The organism is Agromyces archimandritae, from assembly GCF_018024495.1.
GTDB classification, from domain to species: domain Bacteria; phylum Actinomycetota; class Actinomycetes; order Actinomycetales; family Microbacteriaceae; genus Agromyces; species Agromyces archimandritae.
Map to the genome: position 1 here is coordinate 871,663 of NZ_CP071696.1, position 25,229 is coordinate 896,891.

General features: G+C 71.0%; 23 protein-coding genes. 11 read left to right on the forward strand and 12 right to left on the reverse strand.

Going from position 1 to position 25,229, the window contains the following annotated elements; genetic code table 11:
• Window positions 1-43: 43 nt before the first annotated feature.
• Both G127AT_RS03960 and G127AT_RS03965 read right to left on the reverse strand, forming a co-directional pair.
• Window positions 44-679 (reverse strand): response regulator, encoded by a 636-nt coding sequence (locus G127AT_RS03960; RefSeq protein ID WP_210900129.1) that lies wholly within the window; start codon window positions 677-679, stop codon window positions 44-46.
• Window positions 676-1,803 carry a sensor histidine kinase gene (locus tag G127AT_RS03965; RefSeq protein WP_244857726.1) on the reverse strand — a complete coding sequence of 376 codons (1,128 nt, stop codon included), beginning with the start codon at window positions 1,801-1,803 and terminating at the stop codon, window positions 676-678. Before G127AT_RS03965 ends, G127AT_RS03960 begins: the two co-directional genes overlap by 4 nt.
• Window positions 1,804-1,912: 109 nt before the next feature.
• Between G127AT_RS03965 and G127AT_RS03970 the strand changes: the two genes are divergently transcribed.
• From G127AT_RS03970 to G127AT_RS03985, 4 genes are all read left to right on the forward strand, one after another.
• Window positions 1,913-2,650: an ABC transporter ATP-binding protein gene (locus G127AT_RS03970; RefSeq protein ID WP_210900132.1), complete on the forward strand. Its 738-nt coding sequence runs from the start codon at window positions 1,913-1,915 to the stop codon at window positions 2,648-2,650.
• Window positions 2,647-3,426, forward strand: coding sequence for an ABC transporter permease (locus G127AT_RS03975; protein ID WP_210900135.1), 780 nt, complete (start codon window positions 2,647-2,649; stop codon window positions 3,424-3,426). The genes G127AT_RS03970 and G127AT_RS03975 overlap by 4 nt, the downstream gene beginning before the upstream one ends.
• Before the next feature lie 143 nt (window positions 3,427-3,569).
• Window positions 3,570-4,076: a helix-turn-helix domain-containing protein gene (locus tag G127AT_RS03980; RefSeq protein WP_210900138.1), complete on the forward strand. Its 507-nt coding sequence runs from the start codon at window positions 3,570-3,572 to the stop codon at window positions 4,074-4,076.
• A 35-nt stretch (window positions 4,077-4,111) separates the two neighbouring features.
• Entirely contained in the window at window positions 4,112-4,651 is a 540-nt protein-coding gene (locus tag G127AT_RS03985; protein ID WP_425305895.1) for a VapC50 family PIN domain-containing toxin, read from the forward strand.
• 75 nt (window positions 4,652-4,726) lie between these two features.
• On the opposite strand, the gene G127AT_RS03990 is transcribed toward G127AT_RS03985, so the two are convergent.
• Window positions 4,727-6,109 carry an MFS transporter gene (locus G127AT_RS03990; RefSeq protein WP_210900143.1) on the reverse strand — a complete coding sequence of 461 codons (1,383 nt, stop codon included), beginning with the start codon at window positions 6,107-6,109 and terminating at the stop codon, window positions 4,727-4,729.
• Between the two features lie 206 nt (window positions 6,110-6,315).
• Between G127AT_RS03990 and hpaH the strand changes: the two genes are divergently transcribed.
• From hpaH to G127AT_RS04025, 7 genes are all read left to right on the forward strand, one after another.
• Window positions 6,316-7,098, forward strand: coding sequence for a 2-oxo-hept-4-ene-1,7-dioate hydratase (gene hpaH, locus G127AT_RS03995; protein WP_244857728.1), 783 nt, complete (start codon window positions 6,316-6,318; stop codon window positions 7,096-7,098).
• A complete protein-coding gene (locus G127AT_RS04000) occupies window positions 7,083-7,889 on the forward strand; it encodes an HpcH/HpaI aldolase family protein (protein WP_210900147.1) in 807 nt (268 codons plus the stop codon). The genes hpaH and G127AT_RS04000 overlap by 16 nt, the downstream gene beginning before the upstream one ends.
• Before the next feature lie 88 nt (window positions 7,890-7,977).
• Entirely contained in the window at window positions 7,978-9,459 is a 1,482-nt protein-coding gene (locus G127AT_RS04005; protein WP_210900149.1) for a fumarylacetoacetate hydrolase family protein, read from the forward strand.
• Window positions 9,456-10,145, forward strand: a complete 690-nt coding sequence (locus tag G127AT_RS04010) for a GntR family transcriptional regulator (RefSeq protein WP_210900151.1) — start codon at window positions 9,456-9,458, stop codon at window positions 10,143-10,145. Before G127AT_RS04005 ends, G127AT_RS04010 begins: the two co-directional genes overlap by 4 nt.
• A gap of 48 nt (window positions 10,146-10,193) precedes the next feature.
• On the forward strand, window positions 10,194-11,690 hold the full coding sequence (gene hpaE, locus G127AT_RS04015; RefSeq protein ID WP_210900153.1) for a 5-carboxymethyl-2-hydroxymuconate semialdehyde dehydrogenase: 1,497 nt from the start codon (window positions 10,194-10,196) through the stop codon (window positions 11,688-11,690).
• A gap of 68 nt (window positions 11,691-11,758) precedes the next feature.
• A complete protein-coding gene (gene hpaD / locus G127AT_RS04020; RefSeq protein ID WP_210900155.1) occupies window positions 11,759-12,901 on the forward strand; it encodes a 3,4-dihydroxyphenylacetate 2,3-dioxygenase in 1,143 nt (380 codons plus the stop codon).
• A 232-nt stretch (window positions 12,902-13,133) separates the two neighbouring features.
• The gene (locus tag G127AT_RS04025; protein ID WP_210900158.1) at window positions 13,134-14,792 is read left to right on the forward strand and encodes a SulP family inorganic anion transporter; all 1,659 of its coding nucleotides are present in this window, start codon (window positions 13,134-13,136) and stop codon (window positions 14,790-14,792) included.
• A 35-nt stretch (window positions 14,793-14,827) separates the two neighbouring features.
• Here G127AT_RS04025 and G127AT_RS04030 read toward each other — a convergent pair whose 3' ends face one another.
• The 9 genes from G127AT_RS04030 to G127AT_RS04070 all read right to left on the reverse strand — a co-directional run bounded on the left by G127AT_RS04030 (window position 14,828) and on the right by G127AT_RS04070 (window position 25,139).
• Complete coding sequence (locus tag G127AT_RS04030) at window positions 14,828-15,298, reverse strand: Lrp/AsnC family transcriptional regulator (protein WP_210900160.1); 471 nt, start codon at window positions 15,296-15,298, stop codon at window positions 14,828-14,830.
• A 90-nt stretch (window positions 15,299-15,388) separates the two neighbouring features.
• Entirely contained in the window at window positions 15,389-16,180 is a 792-nt protein-coding gene (locus G127AT_RS04035; RefSeq protein ID WP_210900163.1) for an ABC transporter ATP-binding protein, read from the reverse strand.
• A gap of 11 nt (window positions 16,181-16,191) precedes the next feature.
• Entirely contained in the window at window positions 16,192-17,085 is an 894-nt protein-coding gene (locus G127AT_RS04040; protein ID WP_210900166.1) for an ABC transporter permease, read from the reverse strand.
• A gap of 69 nt (window positions 17,086-17,154) precedes the next feature.
• Window positions 17,155-18,150 carry an ABC transporter substrate-binding protein gene (locus tag G127AT_RS04045; RefSeq protein WP_210900169.1) on the reverse strand — a complete coding sequence of 332 codons (996 nt, stop codon included), beginning with the start codon at window positions 18,148-18,150 and terminating at the stop codon, window positions 17,155-17,157.
• A gap of 469 nt (window positions 18,151-18,619) precedes the next feature.
• Window positions 18,620-19,408 (reverse strand): alpha/beta fold hydrolase, encoded by a 789-nt coding sequence (locus tag G127AT_RS04050; protein WP_210900172.1) that lies wholly within the window; start codon window positions 19,406-19,408, stop codon window positions 18,620-18,622.
• Window positions 19,405-19,992 (reverse strand): isochorismatase family protein, encoded by a 588-nt coding sequence (locus tag G127AT_RS04055; RefSeq protein WP_210900175.1) that lies wholly within the window; start codon window positions 19,990-19,992, stop codon window positions 19,405-19,407. The genes G127AT_RS04050 and G127AT_RS04055 overlap by 4 nt, the downstream gene beginning before the upstream one ends.
• A gap of 91 nt (window positions 19,993-20,083) precedes the next feature.
• Window positions 20,084-22,357: a D-alanyl-D-alanine carboxypeptidase gene (locus G127AT_RS16235; protein WP_280527600.1), complete on the reverse strand. Its 2,274-nt coding sequence runs from the start codon at window positions 22,355-22,357 to the stop codon at window positions 20,084-20,086.
• Between the two features lie 102 nt (window positions 22,358-22,459).
• Window positions 22,460-23,449, reverse strand: coding sequence for a Gfo/Idh/MocA family protein (locus G127AT_RS04065; protein WP_210900178.1), 990 nt, complete (start codon window positions 23,447-23,449; stop codon window positions 22,460-22,462).
• Between the two features lie 67 nt (window positions 23,450-23,516).
• On the reverse strand, window positions 23,517-25,139 hold the full coding sequence (locus tag G127AT_RS04070; protein WP_210900181.1) for an FAD-binding protein: 1,623 nt from the start codon (window positions 25,137-25,139) through the stop codon (window positions 23,517-23,519).
• Window positions 25,140-25,229: the final 90 nt, after the last annotated feature.

Consider the following 25,229-nt stretch of genomic DNA (forward strand, 5'->3'; position numbering starts at 1 on the left):
GGGCATTCACTCCACGATCCTGCCTGGACATCACGACACGACCTCACCCGAGCACTCCGTCGCGGAGGGCGCGGAGCACGGCGCTCGTGCGGTCGCGGGCGCCGAGCTTGGCGATGATCGCCGAGACGTGGTTCTTCACGGTGCCCTCGGCCAGGTGCAGGGCGCCGGCGATCTCGCGGTTGCCGTAACCCTCGGCCATGAGGCGGAGCACGTCGACCTCGCGGCTCGTGAGCGGTTCCGCCGGGGGCGGGTCGGTGGCCGCGCCCGCGCGGATGGCCCGCAGCAGCCGGTCGGTGACCGACGGGGAGATGAGGGTGCCGCCTGCGGCGAGGGTGTCGACGGCGTGGGTGAGGCGTTCGACGGTGACGTCTTTCAGCAGGTAGCCGCGCGCGCCGTGGCGGAGGGCCTGCACGAGCAGTTCGTCGTCGTCGAAGGTGGTGAGGACGAGCACGGGCGTCGGGTCGCCGCGGGCGGCGAGTTCGGCGAGCACGCCGATGCCGTCGAGGCCGGGCATCCGGAGGTCGAGGAGCACGACGTCGGGCCGTTCGGCTTCGATCGCCGCGAGCCCTTCGATGCCGTCGGCGGCTTCGGCGACGACGTCGATGCCGGCGATGCCGAGCAGGGTGCGGATGCCGGTGCGCACCAATGCCTGGTCGTCGACGATCACCACGCGGCTCATCGGGCCGGCACCCTCGCCTCGACGCGGAAGCCGTGCGCGCCGTCGAAGGAGACGTCGCCGCCGAGGGCGGCGAAGCGTTCCTGCAGGCCGCGCAGCCCGTTGCCGGCGACGGGCCGGCCGGCGCCGCGGCCGTCGTCGAGAGCGGTCAGGCGGATGCCGGCGGCATCCCGCGACACGCGGATCTCGAGCCGGGTGGCCTCGGCGTGCCGCAGCGTGTTCGTCGCGATCTCCTGCACGGCGCGCACGAGCGCAGCCGTCTCGTCGTCGTCGGTCGTGAGCCCGGTCGGCACGTCGAGGGCGATCTCGAGCCCCGGGATGCCGGCGACGACGTCGCCCAGGAGTTCGGCGAGCTCGCCGGTGCCGGATTCGCGGAGGCGGCCGACGGTCGCCCGCACATCGGCGAGCAGCCCGCGGGCGACACCGTCGGCGCGCTCGACGTGTTCGCGGGCGGCCCGGCCGTCGCGGTGCTTCGCGGCCTCGAGCTCGAGGGTGAGCACGGTCAGCTGGTGGCCGATGAGGTCGTGGAGTTCCCGCGAGATGCGCAGCCGTTCGGCGGTGCGGGCGCTTTCGGCGAGCAACGCGTTCGCGGCGCGCAGCTCGACGTTGGCCGCAGCCAGGCTCGCCCGGGTGCGCTGCTCGCGCACGAGCGCCCCGGTCGAGAACGCCGAGGCGATCTGGATGAGCAGGTAGAGGCCCGTGCTCAGCACGACCTCGCCGGGGCGAGCGCTCTGCATCGAGAAGAGGACGAAGAGCACGAGCGTGTTCCAGGCGATCACGCCGGCCACGCCTGCCGGCGGCACGAGGTAGACGCCGAGCGCGGCGTGGAAGACCAGCAGGATCGGCAGCCACCCGGCGGAGGGGGCCAGCAGCACGGCCGCCGACGACGCGGCGACGGCGACGCCGTAGGCGGCGAGCGCGATGACCCGGCTGCGCCGGCCCGGGGGCGAGACGTGCCCGCTCCAGACCGCGGCGAAGGCGGCGGCCAGCGAGCAGAGGAACACCGCGGTCCACACCCACTGCGGCACGGCGGCCGGCACGGCGCCGAACATGACGGGCGCCCCGATGCCGACGCAGACGACGACCATCGCGAGCCCGGACCACAGTTCCGGCACCATGCGTCGCATCCGTCCACCCTACGGAACCGGCCCGGCCGGCACCCGTGCCATCGGTCACGATCCGCGGCGTGACGAACGGGACTGCAGGCGTACCGGCGCCGTCCGTAGCGTCGGAGCCATGGATCACGACACGGCGATCGTCGCCGAACATCTGCACAAGCGCTACCGTTCCACGGTCGCGGTCGACGGCGTCAGCCTCCGGGTGCGGGCCGGCGAGGTCGTCGGCGTGCTCGGCGCCAACGGTGCGGGCAAGACGACCACGGTCGAGCTCATCGCCGGCCTCCGCCGCCCCGATGCCGGCCGCGTTCGCGTCCTCGGCCTCGACCCTCGCCGCGACCGGGCGGCGCTCCGGCAGGTGCTCGGCGTGCAACTGCAGCAGGCGACCGTGCACCATGCGCTGACCGTCGACGAGCTCATCGGGCTCTTCCGCAGCTTCTACCCGAACCCGCGTTCGGCCGGCGAACTGCTGGATCTCGTCGATCTCACGGCGCAGCGCCGCACCCGCTTCGAGAAGCTCTCCGGCGGTCAGCAGCAGCGGTTGTCGATCGCGCTCGCCCTCGCGGGGCGGCCCCGCGTCGTCATCCTCGACGAACTGACGACCGGCCTCGACCCGCACGCCCGCCGACGCATGCAGAGCGCGATCGAGCAGCTCGAGCACGAGACCGTGCTGCTCGTCAGCCACGCCATGGACGAGGTCGAACGGCTCTGCGATCGCGTGGTGCTGCTGGATGCCGGCCGTATCGTCGCCGACGACACCCCGGCCGGGCTCGTCTCGACCGTCGGCGCCGCAGACCTCGAAGAGGCATTCGTGACGATCACGGGCACCCGCCCCGGCGAACTGGAGGAGACCGCATGACCGCCGCACCCGCATCCGCCCCCGCCCGTATCGCGCGGCCGGGCCCGCGCTCGTGGCTCGTGCTCATGGCCTGCGAGGCGAAGATGGTCGCCCGCGACACGGCCGGCCTCATCGTGCCGCTCGGGATGCCGCTGCTGATCCTCGTGATGAGCGCGCAGTCGGCCGCCTCGGAGCCGGTCGGCGGTCTCACCGCGCTCGAGGTCTTCGTGCTGCCGCTCGTGTTCACCGTCGTGATCGCCTCGATCGGGGTGATCAACATGCCGAGCTTCCTCGCGTACTACCGGCGTTCGGGCATCCTCCGCCGGCTCGCCGTGACGCCGGCCTCGCCGGCGATGGTGCTCGTCGCGCAGGCTGTCGTGAGCCTCGCCCAGGCGCTCGTGGGCATCTCCGTCGCCTTCGCCGTCGCCGTGTTCGCATTCGGCGCCAGGCCGCCCCTCGATCCGGTCGGTGCGGCCATGGCCGTCGCCCTCGGCATCGCGGCGATGTACGCCGTCGGCATGCTGGTGGCCGCCCTGGCGCCGACGCCGAACTCGGCGGTCGCGATCGGCCTGGTGGCGTTCTTCGCCCTCGGGGCGCTCGGCGGCCTGTTCGGCGGCATGACGACCCTGCCGGAGCCGCTCGCGGCGGTCGGCGAGGTGCTGCCGTTCGGGGCGAGCGTGCAGGCGCTGTCGGCGGCGTGGGCGGGCTGGCCGATCGAGCCGGCCTCGCTCATCGCCCTGTCGGCGGCGACGCTCGTCTGCGGCGGGGCGGCCGCGGCGGCCTTCCGCTGGGAGTGACGGGGGCGGCGCGGGGGTGGATGCCGGGCGACCCGGCATCCACCCCCGCCGCCGTCTTACTTCACGCCGTAGACCCGGATTTGCTTCTCGCCAAAGTGCTGAACAATATGGCGGATTTGGACGATTTGGACGAATATAGAGCTATGAGCACCGCATCCGTACGAACGAGAGATCCGTTGGTCGTCGACCCGCCTAGCGACCTCAGCGAGATGCTCGAACTCGGGCGATTCCTGGAGCATCACACCGCGCCTGCGCTGCTACTCGGTCCCGACGGCGAGCAGATCCCGCTCCCGATGGTGGCGTACGACGTGCTCCGGCAGGTGGTTTCGGCGATGGAGCGCGGCGAGGCCGTCAGTGTCGAACCAATCGATCGGCAACTGACGACTCAGCAAGCAGCCACCCTGCTTGGCATCAGCCGCAGCACGCTGATCCGGCTGCTCGATGAACACGAGCTGCCCTTCGAACGATTCGGCGAGTCCAGGCACCGGCGACTGCGACTGCACGACGTCCTCGCATATCGCGACCGAAAGCGCACTGATAGGCGGAGCCGCTTGGACGAACTCACCCGGCAAGCAGAAGAAGACGGTCTGTATGACGTCGATGCGGACGTCTACAAGGAAGCATTGGCTCAGGCACGGAAGCACTCGTAGCGGTGGCGCGGTTCACGGCATTCCTCGACGCATGTGTGATCGTACCGCTGGCGCCGTGCGACACCATGCTCCGCATGGCTGACGCTGGAGCCTTCCGCCCGGTCTGGTCGCAGAACGTGCTCGACGAAGCACTCAAAGCTCTCGAGCGCATCCACCCGGACGTCGACGCGAGCCGATTCCACAGTCGATTCCGATCGATGAACGAGGCCTTCGACGATGCGCTCGTAGAAGGGTGGGAGCCACTCGTCCAGGGCATCGAACTGCCCGACCCGAACGATGCCCACGTTGTGGCTGCCGCGCTCCTCGGCAGAGCCGATCTCATCGTCACGGAGAATGTGAAGGACTTCCCAGACTCCGTGCTCGCACCCCTGGGACTCGAGGCCATCAGGACCGACGCATTCCTCCTGGATCAGTTCGACCTCTCGCCGAGCGGGGTATGCCGGATCATCGCGGAACAGGCGGCCGCCATGCGTCACCCGCCCGTGGAAATCACGAAACTGCTCGATCGGCTTGCGCGGAGTGGCGCTCCGGGCTTCGCGCAGCGGGTTGCCGGAGCGCTGAAGAACGATCCGTAAGCACCGCCGACGACCGCAACACCTTACGGCGCGGGGGTGGATGCCGGGCGACCTGGCATCCACCCCCGCGGCCGTTCACTTCACGCCGTAGACGGCGCTCTCGGCCTGCTCGTCCTCGTGGTCGGCGCCGAGCGGGATGCCCGTGCGGTCCTTCAGCAGGAGCGTCGCGATGAAGGCGACGACCATGACGCCGGCGATGTAGAACGCGACCGAGGTCGACGACCCGGTCGTCTGCACGAGCCAGGCGGAGATCATCGGGGCGAAGGCACCGCCGAGGATCGCGCCGATCGCGTAGGTGATCGACACGCCCGAGTAGCGGATGGATGCCGGGAAGAGCTCCGCGAAGTAGGCGGCCTGCTGCCCGTAGGTGAAGCCGTTGCCGACGACGAAGAGGGCGAGCCCGACGAACAGCAGCCACACGTTGCCGGTGTTCACGAGCGGGAACAGGGCGAACACCGTGATGAGGAACACGATCCACCCGATGATGTACGTGTTCCGCCTGCCGATGCGGTCCGAGACGACGCCGGCGAGCCAGGTGAAGCCGAGCCAGACGAGTGCGGAGGCGGTGACCGCCAAGAGCACCGGCGTGGTCTCCATGCCGACGTGGCCGCCGTCGGCGACCGGGGTCGTCGCGTAGTTCTGGATGTACCCGCCGGTGGTCATGTAGCCGGCGGCGTTGTTGCCGGCGAAGGTGAGGGCGGCGAGGATGACGAGCAGCCAGTGCTTCTTGAAGAGCTGCACGATCGGCACCTTCGTCTGCTCCTTCTTCGCGGCCAGTTCGGCGAAGACGGGGCTTTCCTCGACGCTGCGGCGCACGACGAAGCCGACGACGACGAGCACGACGCTCAGCAGGAACGGCACGCGCCAGCCCCATTCGAGGAAGGCGGCGCCGGGCGAGATGACGCCCGTCATGAGGGCGAGCACGCCCGAGGCGAGGAGGAGGCCGATGGGCACGCCCATCTGCGGGAACGCGCCGTAGCGGCCGCGCTTGCCGTCGGGGGCGTGCTCGACGGCCATGAGCACGGCGCCGCCCCATTCGCCGCCGGTCGACAGCCCCTGCAGGATGCGGAGCAGGACGAGCAGCACGGGGGCGAGCATGCCGACCTGCTCGTAGGTGGGCAGCACGCCGATGAGGGTCGTGGCCGCGCCCATCAGGATGAGCGTGAGCACGAGCATGGCCCGGCGGCCGAGCTTGTCGCCGAAGTGGCCGGCGAGGAAGGCGCCGAGGGGTCGGAACAGGAAGCTCACCCCGATGGTCGCGAACGAGAGGATCGTCGCGAACTCGGGCCCGGCGGGCTGGAAGAAGAGCGTGTTGAACACGAGGCCGGCGGCGCTCGCGTAGAGGAAGAAGTCGTACCACTCGATCGTGGTGCCGATGACGGTGGCGAAGGCGACGCGGCGCAGTTCGCGCTGTTTGGCGGGGCTCGTGCCGGGGGTGGATGCTGCGGTGGTGCTCATTGCGGGCGACTCCTCTGTCGGGAAACCGCTTGGGTGTTGCCCGGCCTCGCGAGGGGACCGGTCCAGCGCCGCGGGTCGACGCTGACCGGGCAATCATATACGAAACCGGATACCAGGATCCTGAGCGCGGCTCGGGTTGCATATTGCATGCGCCCAGCGTGCGATCGTATACGATTCGAGGGACCCGACAACGAAGTGGAGCATCCGTGGATCCATCCCGCATCACCGCCATCGCCGACGAACTCTTCGAAGCCGACCGCACGAGATCCATCGTGCCGCTGCTGACCGCCCGCAACCCCGACATGACCGTCGAGGACGCCTACGCCGTGCAGAAGCTCTGGGCCGAACGCCGCACGGATGCCGGCGCCCGCCTCGTCGGCCGCAAGATCGGCCTCACCTCCAAGGTGATGCAGGTCGCCACCGGCATCACCGAACCCGACTACGGCGTGATCTTCGACGACATGGTCATCGAGTCGGGCGCGAGCGTCGAGTTCGACCGCTTCTCGAACGTACGGATCGAGGTCGAGCTCGCCTTCGTGCTCGACACACCCCTCGCCGGGCCGAACACGACGATCTTCGACGTGCTCGACGCGACCGCGTACGTCGTGCCCGCCCTCGAGATCCTGAACTCCCACATCGAGATGGCCGGCCGCACCATCGTCGACACCATCAGCGACAACGCCGCCATGGGCGCCATGGTAGTCGGCGGCAACCCGGTCAAGATCGGCGAGGTCGACCTGCGCTGGGTCTCGGCGCTGCTCTACCGCAACCAGACGATCGAGGAATCGGGCGTGGCCGCAGCCGTGCTCGGCCACCCCGCGATGGGCGTCGCCTGGCTCGCGAACAAACTCGCCCAGCACGGCCAGTCGCTCGAGGCGGGCGAGATCATCCTCGCCGGCTCGTTCACCCGGCCCATGTGGGTCGAGCGCGGCGACACCGTGCACGCCGACTACGGAGACCTGGGGGCGATCACATGCCGGTTCGAATGACCCTTCCCGACACCTTCGCGAAGCGCCTCGCGGCCGCCGACCGCCCCCAGATCGGCATGTGGGTGTGCTCGGGCAGCCCGCTCGTGGCCGAGATCGCCGCCGGCAGCGGCCTGGACTGGCTGCTCATCGACGGCGAGCACTCCCCCAACACGCTCGAGACGATCCTCGCGCAGCTGCAGGCCGTGGCCGCCTACCCGGCGACGCCGCTCGTGCGCGTGCCCTCCGGCGATGTCGTGACGATCAAGCAGTACCTCGACCTCGGCGTGCAGAACCTGCTCGTGCCGATGGTCGACTCGGCCGAGCAGGCCGAGGCGATGGTGCGCGCGGTGCGCTACCCGCCGGCCGGCGTCCGCGGCGTCGGCAGCGCCCTGGCGCGTGCGGCCCGCTGGAACCGGGTCGAGGGGTACCTCGCGAACGCCGACGAGACGATCTCGCTGACCGTGCAGATCGAGTCGGCGGCCGCGGTGGATGCCGCGCCGGCGATCCTCGCCACCGAGGGCGTCGACGCGATCTTCATCGGCCCCTCGGACCTGGCGGCCTCGATGGGCGTGCTCGGGCAGCAGGAGCACCCCGAGGTGGTCGCGGCCGTCGAACGCAGCATCCGGGCCGCGGTGGATGCCGGGAAGCCGGCCGGGGTGAACGCCTTCGCTCCGGCGACGGCCGAGCGCTACCTCGCCGCGGGTGCGAGCTTCGTGCTCGTCGCGGCAGACGTGTCGATGCTCGCGCGCGGCTCGGAGGCGCTCGCGGAGCGCTTCATCGGCGGCGACGGGGCCGAGCGCGCGAGTTACTGATGCAGCCGCCCCGCGGCATCCACCCGGGGCGCTCGACAGCCGCCGCCAGATCGTATATCATTTGAGATACCTTGAAACGAGGATGTTCATGACCATCGACGGAATCCCCACGCCCGGCAAGATCGTCGCCGTGCACCTGAACTACCCGTCGCGCACCGCGCAGCGCGGCCGCACGCCCGCGCAGCCCAGCTACTTCCTGAAGCCGCAGTCCTCCCTCGCCGCCACCGGCAGCACCCTCGAACGCCCCGCCGGCACCGAACTGCTCGCCTTCGAGGGCGAGATCGCCCTCGTCATCGGCACCGCCGCCCGCCGCGTCTCCCCCGAGAACGGCTGGGCGCACGTCTCCCACGTCACCGCCGCCGACGACCTCGGCATCTACGACATGCGCGCCGCCGACAAGGGCTCCAACGTCCGCTCCAAGGGCGGCGACGGCTTCACCCCCCTCGGCCCCCGCCTCGTGCCCGTCGACGGCCTCGGCGAAGGCGACTGGCGCGTGCGCACCTGGGTGAACGGCACCCTCGTCCAGGAAGACACCAGCGACACCCTGCTCTTCCCGTTCGGCCGCCTCGTCGCCGACCTCTCCCAGCTGATGACCCTCGAACCCGGCGACGTCATCCTCACCGGCACCCCCGCCGGCTCCTCCGTCGTCGTGCCCGGCGACGTCGTCGAGGTCGAGGTCGATTCCATCGCCGGCGACCGCTCCAGCGGCCGGCTCGTCACCACCATCGCCCAGGGCGAGACGCCGTTCGGCGACTTCGGCACGAAACCCGCCGTCGACGAACTGCAGCGCCTCGAAGCCTGGGGCTCGCAGGAGGAGTTCGACGCCGCCGTCGCAGCGGGCCGGGCATCCGCACCCGCAGCCGGCGAGGCCGCCTTCGACCTCACCGACGAACTGCGCTCGCGCCTCGGCGCCGTCGCCGTCGCGACCCTTTCCGTCGCCCTCCGCAAGCGCGGCTACCACGACATCTTCATCGAAGGCGTCACCACCAACCACCCCGGCGCCCGCATCGCCGGCCGCGCGAAGACCCTCCGCTTCGTCCCGTTCCGCCCCGACCTGTTCAAGACCCACGGCGGCGGCTACAACGCCCAGAAGCGCGCCTTCGACACCGTCGGACCCGGCGAGGTGCTCGTCGTCGAAGCCCGCGGCGAACGCGGCACGGGCACCGTCGGCGACGTCCTCGCCCTCCGCGCCCAGGTCCGCGGCGCCGCCGGCATCGTCACCGACGGCGGCGTGCGCGACGCGGCCGCCGTGGCCGCCTTCGACATCCCCGTGTACTCGCAAGGCCCGCACCCGAGCGTGCTCGGCCGCAAGCACGTGCCGTGGGAGACCGACGTCACCATCGCCTGCGGCGGCGCCGCCGTGCAGCCCGGCGACGTCATCGTCGGCGACGACGACGGCGTCATCGTCATCCCGCCGGCCCTCGTCGAAGAGGTCCTCGCCGAGGCCGAGAAGCAGGACGCGGAAGACGCCTGGGTCGCAGGCCAGGTCGGCAACGGCGAACCCGTCGACGGCCTCTTCCCGATGAACGCCGAATGGCGCGCCAGGTACGAGCGGGAGACGGGCGCATGAGCGAGGTCTCGAAAGCGCAGCGCGCCTACGGCTTCATCCGCGAGCGGATCGAGGACGGCCGCTACTCCCCCGGCTACCGGCTCGTGCTCGGCCAGATCGCACGCGAACTCGGCGTCTCCGTGGTGCCCGTGCGCGAGGCGATCCGCCTGCTCGAAGCCGAAGGGCTCGTCACCTTCGAACGCAACGTCGGCGCCCAGGTCGCCCTCATCAAAGAGACCGAGTACCTGCACACCATGCAGACGCTCGCGCTCGTCGAGGGCGCAGCGACCGCGCTGTCGGCGCCGACCCTCACCGCCGACCACATCCGCCGCGCCCGCGAGGTCAACGAACGCATGCGGCAGAGCCTCGACGAGTTCGACCCCGTGCGCTTCACGGCCCTGAACCTCGACTTCCACGCCGTGCTCTTCGAGGAATGCCCGAACCCGCACATCCTCGACCTCGTGCACCGCGGCTGGAACCGGCTGAAGGTGCTGCGCGACTCCACCTTCAGCTTCGTGCCCGGCCGTGCCCGCGAATCCGTCGAAGAGCACGAACGCCTGCTTCGACTCCTCGAATCCGGCGCCGACCCGCTCGAGATCGAACTCGCCGCCCGGGCCCACCGCACCGCGACCCTCGACGCGATGCTCGACTACAACGCCGAGCACAAGCATCAGGGTGCGGATGCCGTGAGCACCGCCGCCGGCTGAGCGCCCCACGGCATCCACACCCCCGACCCCACGAAAGAGAGACACGAGATGGCCACCACCCATCGCCCCGAGGGGCTGCCCGACCGCATCCGCCACTACATCGACGGCGCCTTCGTCGACTCCGTGGGCGGCGAGACGTTCGACGTGCTCGACCCGGTCACCAACGAGACCTACGTGCAGGCCGCCGCCGGCCAGCAGGCCGACATCGACCTCGCCGTCGCCGCCGCCAAGCGCGCCTTCGACGAAGGCCCCTGGTCGAAGATGCCGCCCCGCCAGCGCTCCCGCGTGCTGCACAGGATCGCCGACCTCGTCGAGGCGCAGGACAAGCGCCTCGCCGAGCTCGAGACCTTCGACACGGGTCTGCCGATCACCCAGGCGCTCGGCCAGGCGCAGCGCGCCGCCGAGAACTTCCGCTTCTTCGCCGACCTCATCGTCGCCCAGCACGACGACGCGTTCAAGGTGCCCGGCCGGCAGATGAACTACGTCAACCGCAAGCCGATCGGCGTCGCCGGCCTCATCACGCCGTGGAACACGCCGTTCATGCTCGAGTCGTGGAAGCTCGCGCCCGCCATCGCCACCGGCAACACGGTCGTGCTGAAGCCGGCCGAGTTCACCCCGCTGTCGGCCTCGCTGTGGGCGGCCATCTTCGAGGAGGCCGGGCTGCCCAAGGGCGTCTTCAACCTCGTCAACGGCCTCGGCGAAGAGGCCGGCGACGCGCTCGTCAAGCACCCCGACGTGCCGCTCATCTCCTTCACCGGCGAGAGCCGCACCGGCCAGATCATCTTCGGCAACGCCGCGCCGTTCCTGAAGGGCCTCTCGATGGAGCTCGGCGGCAAGAGCCCCGCCGTCGTCTTCGCCGACGCCGACCTCGAATCCGCGCTCGACGCGACCGTCTTCGGCGTGTTCAGCCTGAACGGCGAGCGCTGCACCGCCGGCAGCCGCATCCTCGTCGAGCGTGCGATCTACGACGAGTTCGTCGAGCGCTACGCCGAGCGGGCGAAGAACGTCGTCGTCGGCGACCCGCAGGACCCGAAGACCGAGGTCGGCGCGCTCGTGCACCCCGAGCACTACGACAAGGTCATGTCCTACGTCGAGATCGGCAAGGGCGAAGGGCGCCTCGTCGCCGGCGGCGGCCGCCCCGACGGCTTCCCCACCGGTAACTACGTCGCCCCGACCGTCTTCGCCGACGTCGCCCCCGACGCCCGCATCTTCCAGGAGGAGATCTTCGGGCCGGTCGTCGCGATCACCCCCTTCGACTCCGACGACGAAGCGCTCGAACTCGCCAACAACACCAGGTACGGCCTCGCCGCCTACATCTGGACGAACAACCTGAAGCGGGCGCACAACTTCGCACAGTCCGTCGAGGCCGGCATGGTCTGGCTGAACTCGAACAACGTGCGCGACCTCCGCACCCCGTTCGGCGGCGTCAAGGCCTCCGGCCTCGGCCACGAGGGCGGCTACCGCTCGATCGATTTCTACACCGACCAGCAGGCGGTGCACATCACGTTGAACGAAGCGCACTCCCCGCGCTTCGGCCGCGGCTGAACAACAGCCGCGCCACGGCATCCACCGCGGCTCCCCCAAGACCCCACCCCCTGAGCAAGGACGCTGAAATGAGCAACCGCAACGACATGACCCCCACCTCCTCCGGCTTCTACGTGAGCCAGGAGGCGCCGATCAGCTGCGACAACCCCACTCCCACACCGACGGCCCCGGCCCCCGACATCCTGCGCTGCGCGTACATGGAGCTCGTCGTCACCGACCTCGCGCGCTCGCGCGACTTCTACGTCGACGTGCTCGGCCTCACGGTCACCGAGGAGGACGAGGAGACCGTCTACCTCCGCTCCCTCGAGGAGTTCATCCACCACAACCTGGTGCTCCGCCAGGGCCCCGTGGCCGCCGTCGCCGCGTTCTCCTACCGCGTGCGCACCCCCGAGGACCTCGACAAGGCCGTCGCCTTCTACACGGAGCTCGGCTGCGAGGTGCGCCGCGAGAAGAACGGATACACGAAGGGCATCGGCGACTCGGTGCGCGTCATCGACCCGCTCGGCTTCCCGTACGAGTTCTTCTACGACGTCGAGCACGTCGAGCGGCTCGCGTGGCGCTACGACCTGTACACGCCGGGCGCGCTCGTGCGGCTCGACCATTTCAACCAGGTCACGCCCGACGTGCCGCGCGCGACGAAGTTCATGCAGGATCTCGGCTTCCGCGTCACCGAGGACATCCAGGACGAGGAGGGCACGGTCTACGCCGCGTGGATGCGCCGCAAGCCCACCGTGCACGACACCGCCATGACCGGCGGCGACGGCCCCCGCATGCACCACGTCGCCTTCTCGACGCACGAGAAGCACAACATCCTCGCGATCTGCGACAAGCTCGGCGCGCTGCGCATGTCGGACCGCATCGAGCGCGGCCCCGGCCGCCACGGCGTCTCGAACGCGTTCTACCTCTACCTGCGCGACCCCGACGGCCACCGCGTCGAGATCTACACGCAGGACTACTACACGGGCGACCCCGACAACCCCGTCGTCACCTGGGACGTGCACGACAACCAGCGCCGCGACTGGTGGGGCAACCCGGTCGTGCCCTCGTGGTACACCGACGCCTCCCTCGTGCTCGACCTCGACGGCCAGCCGCAGCCGGTGAAGGCGCGCGAGGAGGACTCGGAGCTCGAGGTCACCATCGGCGCCGACGGCTTCTCGTACACCCGCAAGGGCGACGAGGAGCAGGGCTTCAAGCTCGGCAACACCCTGTAAGCCGTTTCACGAGTGGATGCCCCGCGCCGGCCTTCGGTGCGGGGCATCCCCCGTCTTCGGGGCCTTGATGGATTCATCGACCCGTGGTTCGATGCCAGCGACTGAACGGAGTCCGGGTGCCCACCGAATCGAACCGCCCTCTGCATGACGTCGAGTCCCGTCTCGTCGCGCACGTCGAGCCGCCCGACCCGCCCGGACCCGCGGCCTCCTCGCCCGCCGCGTCGCGCCGCCGATGAACGGGGCCAGCGCTTCGCCGAGCCTCGGTCGACGCCTCCGCAGCCTCCTGCCGAACGCCGCCGACTACCGGGGCTTCCGGCGCAACTGGAAGGGCGACCTGCTCGCGGGCGTCACCGTCGGCATCGTCGCCCTCCCGCTCGCCCTGGCCTTCGGGGTCTCCAGCGGTGCCGGCGCCGCAAGCGGCCTCGTCACGGCGATCGTCGCCGGTGCCGTCGCAGCGGTGTTCGGCGGCTCGAACGTGCAGGTATCGGGCCCCACCGGCGCCATGGTCGTCGTACTGGCGCCCATCATCGCCGCGCACGGGCTCGGCGCCCTCGCCGCGGTGGGGCTCCTCGCGGGAGTCATCGTGCTCGTCGCCGGGATGCTGCGCCTCGGCCGTGCGGTCGCCCTCATCCCCTGGCCCGTCATCGAGGGCTTCAGCCTCGGCATCGCCGTCATCATCTTCCTGCAACAGGTTCCCGCGCTCCTCGGCGTGCCCGCCGCCGCGGGCGAGTCGGCCGTCATCGGTGCGATCCACGCACTCGGCGAAGCATCCTGGCCCGGGGCGCTCTGGACGATCGGCGCGGTGACGATCGTCGCGACCATCATGCTGGCGGCACCGCGCATCCACCCGCTCGTGCCCGGCCCCATCATCGCGATCGCCATCGTGACGATCATCGCCGTCGCCGCCGGCGCACCCGTGGCGACCATCGGCGCGCTGCCGCACGGGCTCCCTGCGCCGGCACTGCCTGCGCTCGATCCCGCCTCGCTCAGGACGCTGCTGCCGCCGGCGCTCACGGTCGCCGCCCTCGCGGCGATCGAGTCGCTCCTGTCGGCCAGGGTGGCTGCATCGATGGCCGACACGGGCGAGGTGGACGCCGATCGCGAACTCGTCGGACAAGGCCTCGCCTCGATCGCCTCCGCACTGTTCGGCGGGATGCCGGCCACGGGCGCGATCGCCCGCACCGCCGTCAACGTGCGCTCGGGCGCACACAGTCGGGTCGCGGCGATCGTCCACGCGCTCGCGCTGCTGGCGATCGTGCTCGTCGGCACCGCGCTCGTCGCCGCGATCCCCCTCGCCGCACTGGCGGGCGTGCTCATGGTCACCGCGACCCGCATGGTCGCGCCCTCCACGGTGCGCGCGGTGCTGCGGTCCTCCCGTCAGGATGCGCTCGTGTTCGTGGTGACGGCGGTCGTCACCGTCAGCGTCGACCTCATCACCGCCGTGCTCGTCGGCGTCGCGTTCACCGGCCTCCTCGCCCTGCGGAACCTCGCCCGGTCTTCCGGGGTGCACCGCGAGGAGCTCCCCGGTGCCGCCGAGCCCGGCGACGAGCGCATCGCCCTGTTCCGGCTCGACGGCGCCCTGTTCTTCGGGGCTGCCGAGCGCATGCTCGAACGCATCGCCGCGCTGCGCGATGTGGATGTCGTGATCCTGCGGATGTCGCAACTGCAGCTGCTCGACGCGACAGGCGCGCAGGTGGTGACGGAACTCATCCGGGCCCTCGAACGGCGCGGTATCACGGTGCTCGTCAAGGGCGTGCAGTCGCGACACCTCGAACTCGTGCGCCGGGTCGGCGTCATCGATTCGCTGCGGCACCGAAAGCACCTCTTCGATTCCCTCGACGCCGCCGCCGAACACGCCCGCAGCCACGTTCGGCGCGCCGCGCTCCGCTGATCGGGGCGACCGAGCCCCGGGCCCCCGCCTTCGGCTCAGCCCTCCGGGGCCGCCTCGACGAGGGGGCGCATCCGCGAGGGGATCGGGGTGCTCAGCACGACGAGGGTCGAGGTGCGCTCGATGCCCGGCACCCGCACGATGCGGTCGACGACGCGCTGCAGGTCGGTGTTCGAGCGGGCAACGACGCGCACGAGCAGGTCGGCGCGGCCGGTGATGGTGTGCGCCTCGATGACCTCGGGGATCGCGCGCAGCTCGTCGACCATGCCGCTCGTGCGCTCGCCCTGCGAGATCTCGATCTCGAGGTAGGTCGTGACCGGGTAGCCGAGTGCGGCCGCGTCGACGTCCGGGCCGAAGCCGGTGACGACGCCGGAACGCATCAGACGGTCGAGGCGGGCCTGCACGGTGCCGCGGGCGACGCCCAGCCGGCGCGAGGCTTCGTAGACGCCGATGCGCGGTTCGTCGGCGAAGAGCGCGATGAGTCGGGCGTCGAGTCGATCGATCGGCATGGCTCCCAGGCTACGCGGAGTGGATGCCGGGGCGCGCCGCGGCATCCACTCGCCGCCCCGCGCGCCCGCGCCCTGCGCCCGCGCCCGATGTCAGCCGAGCATCGCCCGGTCGTCGAGCACGGCGCCCTTGATCTTCGCGAACTCCGCGAGGAGGCCGTCGACGGTCATCGCATTCTTCTGCTGCTCGTCGAGCTCGAGGATGATCTCACCCTCGTGCATCATGATGAGGCGGTTGCCGACGCGGAGGGCCTGCTCCATGTTGTGCGTGACCATGAGGGTGGTGAGGCCCTCGCGTTCCACGATCGACTTCGTGAGGCGCGTGACGAGGTCGGCGCGCTGCGGGTCGAGGGCGGCGGTGTGCTCGTCGAGGAGCAGGATGCGCGGCGAGGTGAAGCCGGCCATGAGCAGCGAGAGCGCCTGGCGCTGGCCGCCCGAGAGCAGGCCGACGCGCGCCTTCAGGCGGTTCTCGAGTCCGAGTTCGAGGCTCGTGAGCTCTTCGCGGAAGCGCTCGCGGCGGGCCTTCGTGAGGCTCGGCCCGAGGCCGCGGCGCTGCCCGCGCCGGAGGGCGAGGGCGAGGTTCTGCTCGATGGTGAGGTCGGGGGCGGTGCCGGCCATCGGGTCCTGGAAGACGCGGCCGATGTAGCGGGCCCGCTGGAAGTCCTTCAGACGCTTCATCGAGCGGCCGTCGATCGTGAGCTCGCCCGTGTCGAGCGGCAGCTTGCCCGAGATGATGTTCAGCAGGGTCGACTTGCCGGCGCCGTTGGAGCCGATGACGGTGACGAAGTCGCCCTCGTCGAGGTGCAGCGAGACGTCGGAGAGGGCGACGCGCTCGTTGACGGTGCCGGGGAAGAAGGTCTTGGTGACGTGGTCGATCGTGAGCATGGCGGTTCCTCTCAGGCCTTCGCCGACTGGCGGTTCAGCTGCCGGAAGCTCGGGATGCGTTTCAGGAAGCCCCAGCGCGGCAGCAGCAGCGCGGCGACGACGAGCACGGCGGAGATGAGCTTCATGTCGTTCGGGTTCAGGCCCGCGGCGAGCGCGAGGAAGATGACGAGACGGTAGACGACGGCGCCGACGAGCACGGCGATCGTGGCGGCCCAGACCGGGCGGCCCGGGATGATCGCCTGGCCGATGATGACCGAGGCGAGGCCGACGAGGATGAGGCCGATGCCCATGGAGACGTCGGCGAAGCCCTGGTACTGGGCGACGAGGGCGCCGCAGAGGGCGACGAGGGCGTTGGAGATCGCGAGGGTGAGGATCGTGGTGGCGTGCGTATTCACGCCGAGGGAGCGGATCATCTGCTCGTTGTTGCCGGTGGCCTGGATGGACAGGCCGAGGTCGGTCGACAGGAACCAGTCGATGAGGAACTTCAGGATGAGCGCGAAGACGGCGAAGGCGAGGATGCTCCAGGGGCCGCCGAGGAGCTTCGCCTCGCGCAGCGGCGTCATCACCGTGTCTTCGCGGAGCAGCGACAGGTTCGAGGTGCCCATGATGCGCAGGTTCACCGACCACAACGCGATCATGGTGAGGATGCCGGCGAGCAGGCCGTCGATGCGGCCCTTGGTGTACAGGAAGCCGGTGACGACGCCGGCGACCGCACCGGATCCGGCGCCGGCGAGGGTGGCGAGCGGGGCCGGGACCCCTTGCATGATGAGCGACGCGGCCACGGCCGCGCCGGTCGTGAAGCTTCCGTCGACGGTGAGGTCGGGGAAGTTCAGCACGCGGAACGTCAGGTAGACGCCGAGCGCCATGATGCCGTAGAGCAGGCCGAGTTCGAGCGCGGCGTTCATGCAGGGGGCCTTTCGGTGGTGCCGGATGGTGCACCGGCCGGTGCCCTGGGGGCACCGGCCGGTTCGGGGTTATTCGATCGTCTGGTCGGCTTCGTCGGTGAGGCGAGCGGGCAGCTTCACGCCCTGGCGCTCGGCGGCGGCGGGGTTCACGATGAGCGAGAGGGTGTCGAGGGTCTCGACGGGCATCTCGGCCGGATCGGCTCCGTCTTCGAGGATCTTCAGCGCCATCTTGCCGGTCTGGTAGCCGAGCTCGGTGTAGTCGATGCCGTAGGTGGCGATCGCACCGGACTCGACCTGGCCGCCCTCGGCGCCGAACAGCGGGATCTGCTTCTGCTCGGCGATCTGGACGACCGCCTCGATGCCCTCGGTGACGCGGTTGTCGGTGGGCACGTAGATCGCGTCGACGGCGCCGAGCGACTCGGTGGCCTGGGCGACCTCGCTCGAGTTCGTCACGGTCGCTTCGACGATCTCGATGCCGAGCTCCTTCGCCGCATCCTTGGCGAGGTCGACCTGCACCTCGGAGTTGACCTCGCCCGAGCTGTAGACGATGCCGACCTTCTTCGCGTCGGGCAGCACCTCGGTGATGAGGGCGAGCTGCTCGTCGACCGGGTTCAGGTCGCTCGTGCCGGTGATGTTCGCGCCGGGCGCGTCCCAGCTGTCGACGAGGCCGGCCTCTTCGGGCTCGGTGACGGCGGTGAACAGCACAGGGATGTCGGCGATCGCCTGGGCTGCGGCCTGTGCGGTCGGGGTGGCGATCGCGAGCACGAGGTCGACGCCGTCGGTGGCGAACTTCGAGGCGATCGTGGTGGCGGTGGCCTGCTCGCCCTGCGCGTTCTGCTCGTCGAATTCGACATCCTCGCCCTCGACGTAGCCGGCGTCGGCGAAGGCCTCCTTGAAGCCCTCGCGGGCCGAGTCGAGCGCGGGGTGCTGCACGATCTGGCTGATGCCGATGGTGAGCTTCTCGTCGCCGCCGGCGGTGTCGCCGCCGTCGGCCGAGCAACCGGTCAGGGCGAGGGCGCCGGCCGCCACGAAGACGGCGGCGGTGCGGATGAGCGGACGTTGCATGATCGGATCCTTCACTTCGGTGTGTGTGTGCAGTCGGCCCGTGCAGTGCGGGCACGGGACGGAGGGGACGTTCTGGGGATGGGAGTTATGCCGGCATCCTGGCGGCGGATGCCTCGCGCGATCGGGAGCCGGTGGCTCGGACCGGGATCGGCGCGGCGGTGCGCGACCATTCGAAGGTACCCCAAGTTCTCTGCGCCGCCGATTCGGGCGCAGCCGGTCGGCCGACGTCACGGTGTTGCTTCATTGCAGTCCTCTTCGACGGGGCGATGGGGTTCGCCGCACTCGTCGTCAGTGTAGGAACACGTATCGGAGCCGGGCAAAGCGCCCGGCTCCGATACGGCATGCTGTCCATGCTGCGGGCTATGCACCCCGGATCACTGTGCGATATGTACAGTGCCGAAGTGCGTGGCCCGCGTCCGCGGGCCGCTCAGCCGCAGACCTCGCCGAAGCCGGCGGGCACGGCCCGGACCTACGCGGTATCCGCGCCCCCGCCATCGAGGAATCCGAGCACCGCGTCCTTGAAATGCCGCGAGGTCAGCGTCGAGATGTGGTCGCGACCCGGGACCGTGACGAACCCGGCCCCCCACTCGTGCGCGAGATCCTGTGCGCCGGCCGGCACCGGGTCGTTCTCGCCGACGACGAAGAGGGTGCGGATGCCGCCGGGCACCGCGAGTTCCGAGCCGCTCATCCCGGCGATCACCGCGAGCAGCACCGAGGGGTCGGCGCCGGCCTCGAGGGCCGGTCCGAGCACCTGCGCGATCAGGGGGTTGCCCGGCTTCCGGTCCTCGATGATGTAGGCGCGCGCCTCGTCGAGGTCCCAGGCGGCGAAGAGCTCGCGCGGCCCGGCCCCGCCGATGACGACGGAGGCGATGCGCTCGGGGGCGAGTTCGGCGAGGGCGGAGACCACGCGGTTGCCGAGCGAATACGCGACGACGTCGACGGTGTCGGCGCCGGCCGAATCGAGGACGGCGAGGAGGTCGGCGCCGAGCACGGCCGGCGCGTACGCATCGGCCGTGATCGGTGCGTCGCTCGCGCCGTGCCCGCGCAGGTCGACCGTGATGACGGGCCGTCCGGCCGCGTTCAGCGCCCGAACCCACCCGGTGCGGATCCAGGTCGTCTCGGCGTCGGAGGCGAAGCCGTGCACGAGCAGCACCGGCCGGGCGTCGTCGGGTGCGGATGCCGCGCTCACCCGATAGGCGATGAGCGTGCCGTCGTGGGCCTCCGCATACAGCGGCGGACCGGCCGATTCGGGAGTCACCGGGCCTCGCCCTCGGCGATGACGGCGCCTGCGTGGCCGAGTTCGGCGAGCGCGGCCGCGCTCGTCTCGGGCGCGACGCCGGCGACGAGGTCGGTGAGGATGCGCACATGCTGCCCGTGCGCCAGGGCATCCAGCCCCGACTGCAGCACGCAGTAGTCGGTGGCGATGCCGACGATATCCACGGACTCGATGCCGCGCTCGATGAGGAGCTCGGCGACGGTGGTGCCGTCGTCCGCTTCGCCCTCGAACACCGAATAGGCGGGCTTGCCCTGCCCCTTGCGGAAGTGCGCGTCGACGCCGTCGAGGTCGAACAGCGGGTGGTACTCGGCGCCCTTCGAGCCGGCGATGCAGTGCGGCGGCCAGGTATCGCGGAAGTCGGGCTCGCCGTCGAGGACGATGTGGCCGCCGTTGTCGCTTTCGGGGTCGTGCCAGTCGCGCGAGGCGATGACGAGGTCGTACTCGCCGCGATGCCCGCGGAGGTAGTCGCTGATCGCCCCGGCGACGCGGTCGCCGCCCTGCACGCCGAGGGCGCCGCCCTCCGTGAAATCGTTCTGCACGTCGACGACGAGTAGTGCGCGGCTCATGATCGCTCCTCACGAGTGGATGCCGTGGCCCCCTGCATCCATCCTCGCACCTCGCGCGGTCGCGCGGTCCCGACGTTCGCTCCGGGCGCGATCACTCGTTCGACAGGCTGTCGCCGCAACGGTAGAACGCGGTCGTCAGGGTGTCGATGGCCTGCTTGGCCTCGTCGGTGACGTCACCGAGGGCGTAGATCGCGAAGGTCAGCGGGGTGCTGTCGGCCGCGTGGATGATGCCGGCGAGCGTGTAGCCGGTCTCGATCCACCCGGTCTTGGCGAACACCTGCCCGTCGGCTTCGGCGTTGTCGCCCATGAAGCGGTCGTCGTACGACAGCGAGCCGCGCGGGCCACCCGCCACGGGCAGCGAATCGAAGATGATGCCGAGGGCGCCCTCGCGCGCCTCGACCTTACGGAACAGTTCGGTGAAGTACGACGGCGCGACCGAGTTGTCGTCCGAGAGACCGGACCCGTCGGCGAAGTGCACCTGGCTGAGATCGATGCGGTACCCGGCAAGGGCCTGCTTGAAGGCCGCGTCGATCGCGTCGAAGGAGTTGCCGGTGCCGACCTCGATCGCCACGAGGCGCGCAAGCATTTCGGCGGTCGTGTTGTCGGAGACGATCAGGGACTTGTCGATGAGCTGCGCGACCGTCGGCGACTGCACGCTGCCGAGCACCTGCGCGCCGTCGGGGGCGCTGCCGCGTTCGACGACGCCGACGCCCATGGTCTCGGCGAAGGCCTGCCCGGCCCGGCCGATGGGGTCGGTGCTGCGCGCGGAGACGTCGGCGTAGGGGTCGTCGCGGTCGCCGTCGACCATGAGCGCCGTGATGGAGGGCATGTAGCCGTCCCAGCGTTCGACCTCGTTCCAGCTCGGCTGCCATTCGACGCCGCCGAAGAAATCGGTGTCGAGGATGATCTTCTGGATCGGCGGGTTCGCCGGGTCGGCGGCCCACGCCGCCTGCACTTGCGCGGCGAGATCGTCGAGGTGGGCGGCACCCGGGTAGACGGTCTCGGATCCGCTCGGCGTCCGCGAAAGCGTCACATCGCCGCCGCCGACGAGCACGACCGAGCCCGGCTCGGACCCCTTCACGACCGTCGTCGTCGCCCGGTGGTCGGGACCGAGGGTCGCCAGTGCGGCCGCGGAGGTGATGACCTTCAGGGCGCTCGCGGTGCGGTTCGGGGTGTCGCCCCCGCGGTCGAAGAGCACCTCGCCGGTCGTCGCGTTCTTCACCTGCGCCTGCATCTCGGCAAGGCGCGGATCGGCGGCGGCTTCGGCGACCGAGCATTCGCGGATCTTCGGCGGCACGACGGGCGTCGGCGTCTCTGCCGCGTCGGGCGAGGGGCGAGCCTCCTCGGTCGGGGTCGCGGTCGCCGGCGCCGCCGCGGGTTGCTGGTTCGAGGCAAGGCCGATCGCGAGGGCTCCCCCGCCGAGCCCGCCGAAGCCGATGACGCCGACCGCGATGAGGAGCGCGATGCGATGCTTCTTCGCCCATGCGCCGATGGATGCCATGGCGCCCGAGAACCGGTCGCCCATGCCGCCGGGGCCGCCGGATCCGCCGCCGCCGCTTCCGCCCGCGCCGCTGCCGCTTCCGCCCGCGCCGCTGCCGCTCCCGCCACCGCCCGGGCCGCCGCCGCTTCCGCCACCGCCGAAGCCGCCCGAGCCGGTGGCTGCATCCATGCACCGCGTCGCGGCGTCCGGTTCGCCCGCGCCCGCCCGGGCTTCGGCGCCCGCCGCGGTCTCTCCCTCGAGCGACCAGCTGCGGGGCATTCCGCCGCCGGCATATGCATCATCGGCCGCGGTGGATGCCGCAGCGGCATCCGGCTCGAGCGTCGTGTCACCCGCATCCGGTTCGAGCGCGTCGGCCCCGGCGCCGGGGGCGCCGAGCCACCACGGCGCGGCCGCCTGCTGCCCGGGGTCGAGCTCGGCGGCGGCCCGCTCGTCGCGGGCGCGCTCGTGCATGTCGGCGAGGTACGCGGCCGCATCCGAGGGGCGGGGGGCGAGCTGCACCGGTTCGCCGCCTGCGGCGGAGTGTTCGACCGACGGCGCGGGCGCAGCCGCATCCGGCCCCGCGAGGGGCTCGCCGGCCGCCCACGGCGGTTCGGCCGCCGGGCGGGCGCCGGGTTCGCGATCGTCGCGGTGCTCCTCGGCGGCGCCGGCCCGGGGCATCCACTCGTCGCCGCGCGCGTCGTGGGAGTCGCGACCGTCACGCGCCTCGTCGCCGCGCGCACCGTCCTCGGCCGGGTGCTCTTCGGATGCGTCGCCCGCGCCGGGCTTTCCGGTGGGACGGCGCAGCAGAGCGGCGAGGAGGTCGTCCCCCTCTTCCGGGGGGCGGCGTCCGCCCTCGCCTCGCGGCCCGTTCGGATGATCGCGCATATCTTCCCGCATCTTACTGGCGGGTGTGGAGAAGATGCCGGGGTTCACCCAGAAGGTTCCTGAGCATCCCTCGCGCGAACGGGGCGGCGCGTCGGGCGGTGCTCAGGCGCCTTCGTCGGGGTACCGCAGGCCGATGCGCCCGCGGATGTCGTCGAGGGTCGCCATGATCTGCACCGTCTGCTCGATCGGCAGGATGTCGCTGGAGGTCATTCCGGCTGCCACGTACCGTTCGGCTGCGGCCGCCTGGAAGTGCATGCCGCGGCCGTTCACGACCGAGGAGTAGTCCTCGAGCACGGTGCCGTCGCTCGCGATCACCCGGAACGAGGTCGGCGTGTACCAGACGGCCTCGATCTCGATGCGGGCCTCGGTGCCGAGGATCACCGCCCGGTTCGGGCCGGCGGTGTCGCTCGCCGAGAACGTCGTGGCGATCTGCGCGGGGTCGGCGTAGCCGAAGACGGTCGCGACTCCGGCATCCACTCCTGTGTCTTTGAACGTCGCCCGCGCATCGATCGTCGCCGGCGCGCCGAGCACGTCCCAGGTGAACGAGATCGGGTAGATGCCGAGGTCGAGCAGCGCGCCGCCGCCGAGCTCGGGGGCGTTCAGACGGTGGGCCGGGTCCTCGGGCAGATCCTGCGTGTGGTCGGCGTGCACCGAGCGGATCTCGCCGAGCGTGCCGGCCGCGATGATCTCGCGGATGCGGTTCATATGCGGCAGGTACCGCGTCCACATCGCCTCCATCGCGAGCAGGCCGCGTTCGGCCGCGAGGCGGGCGACGCTCTCGGCCTGGGCCGCGTTCAGCGCGAACGGCTTCTCGACGAGCACGTGCTTGCCGTGCTCGAGCGCGAGCCGGGCGTTCTCGGCGTGGAACGGATGCGGCGTGGCCACGTAGACGATGTCGACCTCGGGGTCGGCGACGAGCTCCTCGTAGCTGCCGTGCGCGTTCGGGATCCCGAACTCCTCGGCGAAGGCCCGCGCCGCATGCTCGCGCCGCGACCCCACCGCCTGCACGGTGAAGGCGTTCGCGATCAGATCGGACGTGAAGGCGTGGGCGATGCCGCCCGTCGCGAGGATGCCCCAGCGCAGTCGAGTCATGGCACGACGATAGCGGAGGCGGCGGGCGCGCGCGGTCACCGCTGCGCCCGCCGCGCTCGCGCCGGTGTCAGTCGGCGGCGACCGCCGGTGCCGCCGCACTCGGACCTGCGGTGCGTGCGAGCGCCGCCGCATGGGCTCCGGCGCGGCGGCCGCTGAAGATGCAGTCGGCCAGCGAGAGGCCGCTCAGATAGCTGTTCGAGCACACGCCGACGGCATTGCGGCCGGCCGCGTAGAGGCCGTCGATGAGCGAGCCGTCCTCACGTGCGACGAGCCCGGTCTCGCCGTCGACGACGAGGCCCCCGAGTGTCAGCCCGGGGATCGGGTAGAAGGGCGAGGCATCCACCGAGATATCGAAGGCGTAGAACGGCCCCTTCGCGACCGGCGTGCAGAGTTCGAGGTCCTTGCGAGCCGGGTCTGCGCCTGCGGCGATGCCCGCATTGTAGGCGTCGACGGTGGCGCGGAGCCCACCGGCATCCACACCCGCCTTGCGGGCGAGCGCCTCGAGCGAACGCGCCTTCTTATGCCCGATCGTGAAGAGGAACGCGGCCTGCAGCTTCTGGAAGATCTGGGTCTGAGACCAGAACTGGCTGCGGGCCTTCTTCCACGACACCGAGTCGTAGACGGCCCAGCCCTTGCCGCCGAATTCGCGCATGAGCACATTGCCGTGCGTGGCTCCGTAGAGGTCCTCGTTCGCGATCCGCCGGCCGTCGAGGCCCACGGTGACGCCCTCGATGAATCCGCTCGGCGGCGACAGGAACCGCCATGCGGTGACCTTGCCCATTTCGGCCGTCGCCCCGCCGGCGGCCATTCCGAGGGCGATGCCCGAGCCGTCGTCGGCGGGAGTGCCGAGCGGCGAGATCCCGGTGAACTCGGGCGCATGACGCCGCATCCACTCGGCGTTGTAGACGAAGCCGCCCGCTGCGAGCACCACGGCCGCCGCACGCGCCTCACGGCGCACGGCCCCGGATTCCCAGAGACGGTGGATCTCGGCGACGGTTCCGGCGACCAAACCCGGGGCCCAGTTGCCGATCTTGCCGCTGCGCTTGGTGAGCTTGGCGTGCTTGGCCGCGTTCGGGTGCGACTGCTCGAGCACGCGGTACCGCACCCCGACGACAGCGCCGTCTTCGATGATGAGCTCGTCGACGCGTGCGAGCGGGACGAAGACGACGCCCTTGCGACGTGCGGATGCGGCAAGCGCCTGCCAGAGCACCTTGCCCGAGGCGAGGCCCTTCGCCACCGTCCGGTGGCCGCGCGGTGCGGGCTCGGCGTGCTCGATGTACGGGTACGCCTTCTCGTTGCCGGAGTAATAGAGGTAGTGCTCGTCGGTGGGGTACGAGGTCTTGTACGGCGCGAGACTGCCGCCGAACGTCGCGCCCTGCGCCTCGAGCCACGGAATCGTGGCGGGACTCTGCTCGCAGAAGCGTCGGAGGGTGGCGTCGTCGACGACGCCGCCGACCTCCTGCCGCAGATACGCGTAGAGGTTCTCGACCGTGTCGTCGTACCCTGCCTCGCGCTGCTGGGCGGTGCCGCCGCCGGCGTAGACGACTCCGCCGGAGAGCGCGCTCGCCCCGCCGCCGGACGCCACGTCGAGCACGAGCACCCGCGCACCGCCGTCGGCGGCTTCGATCGCGGCCGCAGCCCCGGCGTCGCCGTAGCCGACCACGATCACATCGAACTCTTGAGCTTGCATCTGCAGCGACCTCCTTGTCGCACCGGCGCGCCGCTCGGGTGTGCGCGCAACTTCTGACACACTCTGTCATAAGTTGAATCCGCCGACAAG

Bases quoted from the DNA above. Each gene is read 5' to 3' on its own strand.
- G127AT_RS04055 (WP_210900175.1), bottom strand. From the start codon at position 19,992: ATGAGCCGCGCACTACTCGTCGTCGACGTGCAGAACGATTTCACGGAG.
- G127AT_RS04040 (WP_210900166.1), bottom strand. From the start codon at position 17,085: ATGAACGCCGCGCTCGAACTCGGCCTGCTCTACGGCATCATGGCGCTC.
- G127AT_RS04025 (WP_210900158.1), top strand. From the start codon at position 13,134: ATGAACGGGGCCAGCGCTTCGCCGAGCCTCGGTCGACGCCTCCGCAGC.
- hpaE (WP_210900153.1), top strand. From the start codon at position 10,194: ATGGCCACCACCCATCGCCCCGAGGGGCTGCCCGACCGCATCCGCCAC.
- G127AT_RS03975 (WP_210900135.1), top strand. From the start codon at position 2,647: ATGACCGCCGCACCCGCATCCGCCCCCGCCCGTATCGCGCGGCCGGGC.
- G127AT_RS04005 (WP_210900149.1), top strand. From the start codon at position 7,978: ATGACCATCGACGGAATCCCCACGCCCGGCAAGATCGTCGCCGTGCAC.
- G127AT_RS03990 (WP_210900143.1), bottom strand. From the start codon at position 6,109: ATGAGCACCACCGCAGCATCCACCCCCGGCACGAGCCCCGCCAAACAG.
- G127AT_RS04030 (WP_210900160.1), bottom strand. From the start codon at position 15,298: ATGCCGATCGATCGACTCGACGCCCGACTCATCGCGCTCTTCGCCGAC.
- G127AT_RS04045 (WP_210900169.1), bottom strand. From the start codon at position 18,150: ATGCAACGTCCGCTCATCCGCACCGCCGCCGTCTTCGTGGCGGCCGGC.
- G127AT_RS03970 (WP_210900132.1), top strand. From the start codon at position 1,913: ATGGATCACGACACGGCGATCGTCGCCGAACATCTGCACAAGCGCTAC.
- G127AT_RS03965 (WP_244857726.1), bottom strand. From the start codon at position 1,803: ATGCGACGCATGGTGCCGGAACTGTGGTCCGGGCTCGCGATGGTCGTC.
- G127AT_RS16235 (WP_280527600.1), bottom strand. From the start codon at position 22,357: ATGCGCGATCATCCGAACGGGCCGCGAGGCGAGGGCGGACGCCGCCCC.
- G127AT_RS04065 (WP_210900178.1), bottom strand. From the start codon at position 23,449: ATGACTCGACTGCGCTGGGGCATCCTCGCGACGGGCGGCATCGCCCAC.
- G127AT_RS04000 (WP_210900147.1), top strand. From the start codon at position 7,083: ATGCCGGTTCGAATGACCCTTCCCGACACCTTCGCGAAGCGCCTCGCG.
- hpaD (WP_210900155.1), top strand. From the start codon at position 11,759: ATGAGCAACCGCAACGACATGACCCCCACCTCCTCCGGCTTCTACGTG.
- G127AT_RS04035 (WP_210900163.1), bottom strand. From the start codon at position 16,180: ATGCTCACGATCGACCACGTCACCAAGACCTTCTTCCCCGGCACCGTC.
- G127AT_RS03980 (WP_210900138.1), top strand. From the start codon at position 3,570: ATGAGCACCGCATCCGTACGAACGAGAGATCCGTTGGTCGTCGACCCG.
- G127AT_RS04070 (WP_210900181.1), bottom strand. From the start codon at position 25,139: ATGCAAGCTCAAGAGTTCGATGTGATCGTGGTCGGCTACGGCGACGCC.
- G127AT_RS04010 (WP_210900151.1), top strand. From the start codon at position 9,456: ATGAGCGAGGTCTCGAAAGCGCAGCGCGCCTACGGCTTCATCCGCGAG.
- G127AT_RS03960 (WP_210900129.1), bottom strand. From the start codon at position 679: ATGAGCCGCGTGGTGATCGTCGACGACCAGGCATTGGTGCGCACCGGC.